Raw genomic sequence first — 6,291 nt, 5'->3', positions numbered from 1 at the left:
GACATCAATTTCGGCTACCCGCGAGGCAAGCTTTCGGACTGCGGCACGCAGGACCTCGCACCATATGGCTGGAGAGACCGCATATCCTCGGCCGACAACAGCACGACCAACTCGGTCGAATACTGGGAATATTTGAACTACGAAACGACCCTGTACCTCTTCACCAACTACAACCCTGGGGCGATCTCTTACGTCGGGGACGACTACAACGACAGGGCGGATATCGTGCACCGCAACTGCTGAACCCCACTGCGCACATATCGAACCATGTAGTACTCCAGTGACACTTCGCGATCTTCGCGGTTCTGGTGGCGTGGGAACGACCACCACGTGATCATTCGGAGTTTGTGAAGACATCTGAAGATCGCCGCCTACTGGCCGCCCTCACCCGACACCGCGGACCGAACAGATCCTGCACTGGTCACACCGGCGACGCCGCCATCAAGCCACCGCCCGCCGATGCCACTACCAGCGCAGATCCCACCCATGATCTCAAAGTGTCACTGGAGTACTAAGCGGTCGGCCGTTCGTCGAGGAGCCGGACCAGTCGTTTCGGCGCGATCAGCCGGTAGCTGTCCTCGATCAGTCCGGCGATCTCGTCCCAGTCCTGCTCGGTGTTCAGGCGCGCGCCCACCCAGCCGTTGCGGCCGACGTACGGCGGGACGAAGAAGCGCTCCGGGTCCGAGGCCACGAGGGCGTCCTGCACCCCCGGCCCGGCCTTGAACGTCAGCGACCGCCCGTCCTCACTGGTCATCGCGAACAACCTGTCGCCGACCCGGTACGAGGGCGCGGTGTGGCCCCCGAACGGCTTGTCCACGGCCTCCGGCAGGTTCAGGCAGATCTCCCGGAGCCGGGCCGCCACGTCCTCATCGCTCATGCGGCTCGCCCCTTCGCACGGTCGTCATGAGCGACCAGGGTAGGGGCCGGCCCCCCGCCGCACCACCCGGCCCGAAGCGGTGAGGGCGGCCAGCAGCGCCACGGTCGCAAGGACGGCCGGCGCGGCGCGGGCGCCCGCCTCATGCGAACCCCCCGCGAGGTGCAGGGCCAGGGTCACCGCCGCGATGCCGAGCGCCGTGCCGATGCCGCGCGCCATGTTCACCATGCCGCCGGCTGTGGCGGACACCCGTTGGGGGACGGCGGCCATGACGACGGTGTTGTTGGCGGGCACGAACAGGCCGAGCCCGCCCCCCGTCAGCGCCAGGCAGGCCCCGGCCCAGCCCTCGGCGGCGGGATCCGCGGCCAGCAGCGCGCAGCCGGCGGCCGCCGCCACGGCGCCGACGACGCACCTGCGCCGGTCGCCCCAGGCCCGGGGCAGCAGGTGGTCGCCCATGAGGGCGCTCACCGCGAAGCCCCCGGGCAGCGCCGTCAGGACCAGGCCGGCGACCAGTTCGCCGGTCCCGCCGGCCACGAGGATCTGCGGGATCAACACCAGGGGGCCGAACAGCACCAGGTAGCCGCCCAGCGCTCCGGAGAGCCCCGCCGTGACGACCCGGTTGCGGAGCAGGGCGGTGTCGATGAGCGCGGACGGCACCCGTGCCTCCCACCGCCAGAAGCCGGTCGCGGCCCCGGCGGCGACGGCGAGCAGGACGGGGACGGACCAGGACGGCAGCTCCAGGCCCGAGATCACGGAGGCGGCGAGCAGCAGGGCGCTGGTGGAGGCCCCGAGCAGGACCAGTCCCTGCCAGTCGAAGCGGCCGCCCCTCCCCCGTTGCCGCGTGCGCGGCAGCAGGTAACGCCCGGCGATCAAAGCGGCGCAGCCGACCGGCACGTTGATCCAGAACACCCACCGCCATCCCGCCGTGGCGACCAGCACTCCGCCGAGGGCCGGCCCGAGGGCCAGGCCGAGCGCCTGGGCCGCCGCCTGCATGCCGAGGCCGGCCCGCATCCGCGCCCGGGGGACGCTCGACACGACCAGGGCCACGCTGTTGGCCTGGAGCATCGCCGCGCCCGCCGCCTGCACCAGCCGGCAGGCCACCAGCACCGCCAGGGACGGCGCCAGCCCGCAGGCGGCCGAGGCGACGGTGAACACGACGAAGCCGTAGAGGTAGACCAGTTTGCGGCCCGCCACGTCGGCGAGCCTGCCGGCCCCGGCCAGCAACGCGACCAGCACCAGCAGGTAGCCCAGGGACACCCATTGCACGGCCGCCAGCGAGGCGCCGAACTCTCCTTCCAGGGCGGGGAAGGCCAGGGTGACGATGCTCGCGTCCAGCTGTCCCATGAACGCGCCGATGCACACCGCGCCCACGGCGAACCAGGGGGCGTACGGGTGCTCGCGCACGCGGTGGGGGCGGCGCGACTCCCTCAGCAGATCACGCATTCTCCGACCCCTGCACCCAGCCTATCCCCGCAGGTCGGAACGCCTCCCGGTGCCCGCCGTCGGCGCGGCTCAGCCGGGGCTGCCCCGCTCGAACGGCAGGCGGTGCTGGACGGCGAGCAGCCACGCGATCGACGGCAGCACCAGCAGCGCGCCCGCCCCGGCGACGGCGAGAACCGCCGTGATCACCGCCGGTTCCGCCGCCGCCTGCCGGAAGGACACCGCCGGCGGCAGCATGAGCGGATACTGCGCCACCGGCCACCCCCACATCACGGCGGCCACGGCCAGGGCCGCGGTGCCGCGTACGAGCAGGTAGCGCCGCAGCCACAGCAGCGCGATGGAGGCGACGCCGAGCACAGCGCTCGCCAGGACGAGCGGCAGCGCCCGGTGGGTGAGGCCGGTGAAGAGCCGGGGGGCGTCGGCGTGCAGCACCCCGATGCCGCCGAGGGCGACCACACCGGTGACGGCGGCCGCGGCCAGCGCCCTGCGCCGGAAGACCTCGGCCATCCCCGGCAGGCGGGACCGCACGGCGTCGTCGCACAGGAAGACCGCGGCCAGGTAGCCGCAGACGGCCACCGCCAGGACGCCGCCCAGCATCGAGGTCGGGTTGACCCACGCGCCCACCAGGCGTCCCCTGGCCAGGCCGGGCGGCACCCGGCCGGACGCGACGGCCCCGGCCACCGTGCCGAGGAAGAACGGCGTGAGCACCGACGACAGCGCGAAGGCCGCGCCGAACAGGCGCCGCTGCCACAGCTCGGTGCTGCTCTTGCGGAACGCGAACGCGGCCCCCCTGCCGATGATCCCGAACGCCGCCAGCGTGAGCGGGATGTAGAGCGTGGACATCACCGCCGCGAAGACCGGCGGGAAACCGGTCCACAGCACCACGAGCACGAAGATCAGCCAGACGTGGTTGGCCTCCCAGACAGGGCCGAGCGAGTGCTCGATGAGCCGCCGCTGGGGCATGCCCGCCCGGCTGCCCCCGGCCAGCAGGTCCCACAGGCCGCCGCCGAAGTCGGCACCGCCGAGCAGCGCGTACAGGGTCAGTCCGACCCACATGACCCCGAGCAGGACCTGCGCCGCCTCCATCAGGCCGTCTCCCGTTCCTGCGGCGCGGCCACCGGCCGGGCGCGGACCATGAGCCGCAGCACGTACACGGTCGACACCGTGAGGACCGTGTAGACGGCGACAAGCAGCAGCAGTCCCGCCCACAGATTGGGCGCGGGATTGACCGCGTCGGCGGTGCGCAGCCTGCCGTACACGACCCACGGCTGACGGCCGAGCTCGGTCACCACCCAGCCCGCTTCGACGGCGACGATCGCGAGCACGCCGGAGGCGGCCGCCGGCCACAGGAACAGGCGGGAGCGCGGAATCTCACGCCACCGCCACCAGCCGAAGGCGAGCCAGGCCGCCAGCAGCACGAGCAGGACGCCGATGCCGACCATCGTGTCGAAACACAGGTGGACCGGCGTCACCGGCGGCCGGTCGGCGGGCGGCGTACGGTCCAGCCCCTGCACGACGGTGTCCGGGCTGTAGCCGACCAGCAGCGACAGTCCGTTGGGGATCTCCAGCGCGTAGCGCAGACGGCCGTCCACGAAGATCCCGCCGACGCTCAACGGCGCGTGCGAGCCGGTCCTGGTCACTCCTTCCATGGCGGCGAGCTTGGTGGGCTGGTAGCCGGCGAGGAAACGTGCGGCGTAGTCGCCCACCAGGACCTGGACGGGCGCCAGCGCCCCCGCGACGGTGAAGGGCACGAGGAAGCCGAGGCGGTGGTAACGGTCCCGCCGCCCGCGCAGCAGGGCCACGGCGTAGACGGACGCGGTGGCGAAGCCCGACACCATGAACGCCGCGACGATCATGTGGATCGTCTGCGGCGGGGTGGCGGGATTGAACATGGCCGCCCAGGGCGACACGTGCGTGACGCGGCCGCCCTGAAGGAGGAAGCCGCGCGGCTGGTTCATCCACGCGTTGGCCGAGACGATGAAGAACGCCGAGGCCACACCGGCGACCATCACCGGTATCCCGCTCAGCAGGTGGGCCCTGGGCGAGAGCCGGTCCCACGCGTAGAGATAGATCCCGATGAAGATCGCCTCAAGGAAGAACGCGATGCCCTCCAGCGCGAACGGGAGCCCGATCACCTGGCCGTACACGCCCATCAGGCCCGGCCACAGCAGGCCCATCTCGAAGCTGAGGATCGTGCCCGACACGGCCCCGACGGCGAACAGGACGGCCACCGCCTTCGCCCAGCGACGGGCGAGGCGCAGGTAGTCGTCGTCGCCTCTCCGCAGCCCCCGCCACTCGGTGAACAGCAGCAGGGCGGGCATGCCCACCCCCAGGCACGCGACGATGATGTGCCATCCGAGGGACAGGGCCATCTGCGTCCGCGCCGCGGCCAGGTCGGCCCCGCCGGCCGGGCCGGCCGCGACGATCAGCGGCGCCGCGAGCGCCGGTCGCATCGTCGGCTCCCTGCCGGGGAGCCCCGGCCGGGGAGTGTCCTAGTGGTCATCCCAGTGACCGTCGTGGTGCATGTGGTGGTGCCCGTCGTGGATGTAGTCGACGTGGTCGCCGTGCGGCACGGCCACGTGCCCGCACCCCGGCCCGTGCTCGTGGTCGTGCGCGTCGTGTACGACGTGCCCGCTCACCTCGCACTCGTCGACATGGTTCTCGTGAACCCGGTGCATGTGGCCGTCGTGGACGTAGTCCACGTGGTCGCCGTGCGGCACCGCGACATGGCCGCAGTCGGCGCCATGGTGATGATCGTGTCCCGTGTGCGGGTGGTGCTTGGACATTGTGGTCATGGGGGGATTCCCCTCTCGCGAGTACCGCGGACTGGTGCGTAGGTACCCCCGCGCGCACGCCGGAGGCAGCGCCCCGACCGGCTTTTGCGCAAGCCGATGAGAGGTTCTACCGCCGTTTGAGGGATGGCGCCGTTCCCGGCCGCCGCGTGCCGGCCGTCATGGCAGGGCCACGATCGGGTGGGCCACGATTCACTGACCGCCGGTGGCCCGCAGCAGTGTGCCGGCCCGGGCCCTGACCGCCTCGACGGCTTCCCAGTCCTCGGTGCTCAGGCCGGCCAACGCCGCCGGAAACACTCCGTCCTGCTCTTTGAGGATGTGGGCGCGCAGCAGGTTCAGAGCGTCGAGCAGCCTGAGCGGCCAGCCGGGATCGGCAGGCGTGGCGTCCGCGGCCTCACCGAGGACGGCCTCGATGCGCCGATGCTCCGCTTCCAGCCCGGCGATCTGCTCGGGGAACTCGTCCGCCAGGGCGGGGAACAGGCCGTGCTCCTCGACCTCGGTGTGCGGGCCGAGCACCTCGGCGATCCGTCTGGCGATCGCGGCCATGGCGTCCGCGTCGCCGGCGGTGTGCGCCGTGCGCGCATCCGCGATCAGGTTGACCACCAGATCGTGCTCGCGAGTCAGTTCGTCGATCGCGGTCACGGCCTGACAGCCGCAGTACTCGCACATATGCCTTCGATCCCCCAAGAGTGCTCCGAGCGCGGTCACACCGCCGGACTCAGTCAACGGTGCCCGGCTGCCGGACGGCCGGGCAGGGACCTTGGACCTCTCCGTACCGGTCCCGCGTCACCCGTTCCGATCGGCATTCCTCAGCCGGGGGGACCGGCTGGGCCGAAGGTCCCGCGATCACGGGACTTCGGGACGGCCTGAGCGTGCCGTACTGCTCCTGCGGCACGGCCGGTGATCGCGGTTTGCTTGAAGTGTCGAAAGAGCGAGAAGACGTTGAAAGGGGCCGGTCATGGCCACCATCGAAAGGCGCCACCACGGCAACCACGTGTACGACGCCACTCCCCCCGTCACGGCCCAGACCCCCGCGCCCCGGACGACCACACAGACGACCACCACCGGCCCGGCCCGGTACGCATGGGCCGCCGCCCGCATCGCCATCGGCTGGGTGTTCCTGTGGGCCTTCCTGGACAAACTGTTCGGCTGGGGCTTCGCCACCCCCACCGCCAAGGCCTGGAT

7 protein-coding genes and 1 pseudogene are annotated in these 6,291 nt (G+C 71.8%); 2 read left to right on the top strand and 6 right to left on the bottom strand.

Going from position 1 to position 6,291, the window contains the following annotated elements; genetic code table 11:
* Window positions 1-243, top strand: a 243-nt coding sequence (locus tag HHX35_RS42985) for a hypothetical protein (protein ID WP_220506548.1), incomplete at its 5' end; no start/stop codon positions are given.
* Between the two features lie 268 nt (window positions 244-511).
* Here HHX35_RS42985 and HHX35_RS42260 read toward each other — a convergent pair.
* The 6 genes from HHX35_RS42260 to HHX35_RS42235 all read right to left on the bottom strand — a co-directional run bounded on the left by HHX35_RS42260 (window position 512) and on the right by HHX35_RS42235 (window position 5,748).
* Window positions 512-877, bottom strand: a complete 366-nt coding sequence (locus HHX35_RS42260; protein WP_182904229.1) for an MmcQ/YjbR family DNA-binding protein — start codon at window positions 875-877, stop codon at window positions 512-514.
* 24 nt (window positions 878-901) lie between these two features.
* Window positions 902-2,317 (bottom strand): MFS transporter, encoded by a 1,416-nt coding sequence (locus HHX35_RS42255; protein WP_182904228.1) that lies wholly within the window; start codon window positions 2,315-2,317, stop codon window positions 902-904.
* 69 nt (window positions 2,318-2,386) lie between these two features.
* Window positions 2,387-3,400 carry a cytochrome d ubiquinol oxidase subunit II gene (locus tag HHX35_RS42250; RefSeq protein WP_182904227.1) on the bottom strand — a complete coding sequence of 338 codons (1,014 nt, stop codon included), beginning with the start codon at window positions 3,398-3,400 and terminating at the stop codon, window positions 2,387-2,389.
* Entirely contained in the window at window positions 3,400-4,767 is a 1,368-nt protein-coding gene (locus tag HHX35_RS42245; protein ID WP_182904226.1) for a cytochrome ubiquinol oxidase subunit I, read from the bottom strand. The genes HHX35_RS42250 and HHX35_RS42245 overlap by 1 nt, the downstream gene beginning before the upstream one ends.
* A 39-nt stretch (window positions 4,768-4,806) precedes the next feature.
* Window positions 4,807-5,109 carry a hypothetical protein gene (locus HHX35_RS42240; RefSeq protein WP_139577649.1) on the bottom strand — a complete coding sequence of 101 codons (303 nt, stop codon included), beginning with the start codon at window positions 5,107-5,109 and terminating at the stop codon, window positions 4,807-4,809.
* 189 nt (window positions 5,110-5,298) lie between these two features.
* Complete coding sequence (locus HHX35_RS42235) at window positions 5,299-5,748, bottom strand: hemerythrin domain-containing protein (RefSeq protein ID WP_220506547.1); 450 nt, start codon at window positions 5,746-5,748, stop codon at window positions 5,299-5,301.
* A 316-nt stretch (window positions 5,749-6,064) separates the two neighbouring features.
* Here HHX35_RS42235 and HHX35_RS42230 point away from each other — a divergent pair.
* Window positions 6,065-6,291, top strand: a pseudogene (locus tag HHX35_RS42230) (hypothetical protein); the annotation flags it as partial.

Origin of the sequence: Microbispora sp. H10830 (assembly GCF_014161375.1) — a bacterium.
GTDB classification, from domain to species: domain Bacteria; phylum Actinomycetota; class Actinomycetes; order Streptosporangiales; family Streptosporangiaceae; genus Microbispora; species Microbispora catharanthi.
Note: the sequence above shows the minus strand (reverse complement) of the source record. Positions and strands in the feature narration are given on the sequence as shown.

Coding starts and splice junctions, on each gene's coding strand:
- HHX35_RS42260 (WP_182904229.1), bottom strand. CDS start 877: ATGAGCGATGAGGACGTGGCGGCCCGGCTCCGGGAGATCTGCCTGAAC.
- HHX35_RS42250 (WP_182904227.1), bottom strand. CDS start 3,400: ATGGAGGCGGCGCAGGTCCTGCTCGGGGTCATGTGGGTCGGACTGACC.
- HHX35_RS42245 (WP_182904226.1), bottom strand. CDS start 4,767: ATGCGACCGGCGCTCGCGGCGCCGCTGATCGTCGCGGCCGGCCCGGCC.
- HHX35_RS42255 (WP_182904228.1), bottom strand. CDS start 2,317: ATGCGTGATCTGCTGAGGGAGTCGCGCCGCCCCCACCGCGTGCGCGAG.
- HHX35_RS42240 (WP_139577649.1), bottom strand. CDS start 5,109: ATGACCACAATGTCCAAGCACCACCCGCACACGGGACACGATCATCAC.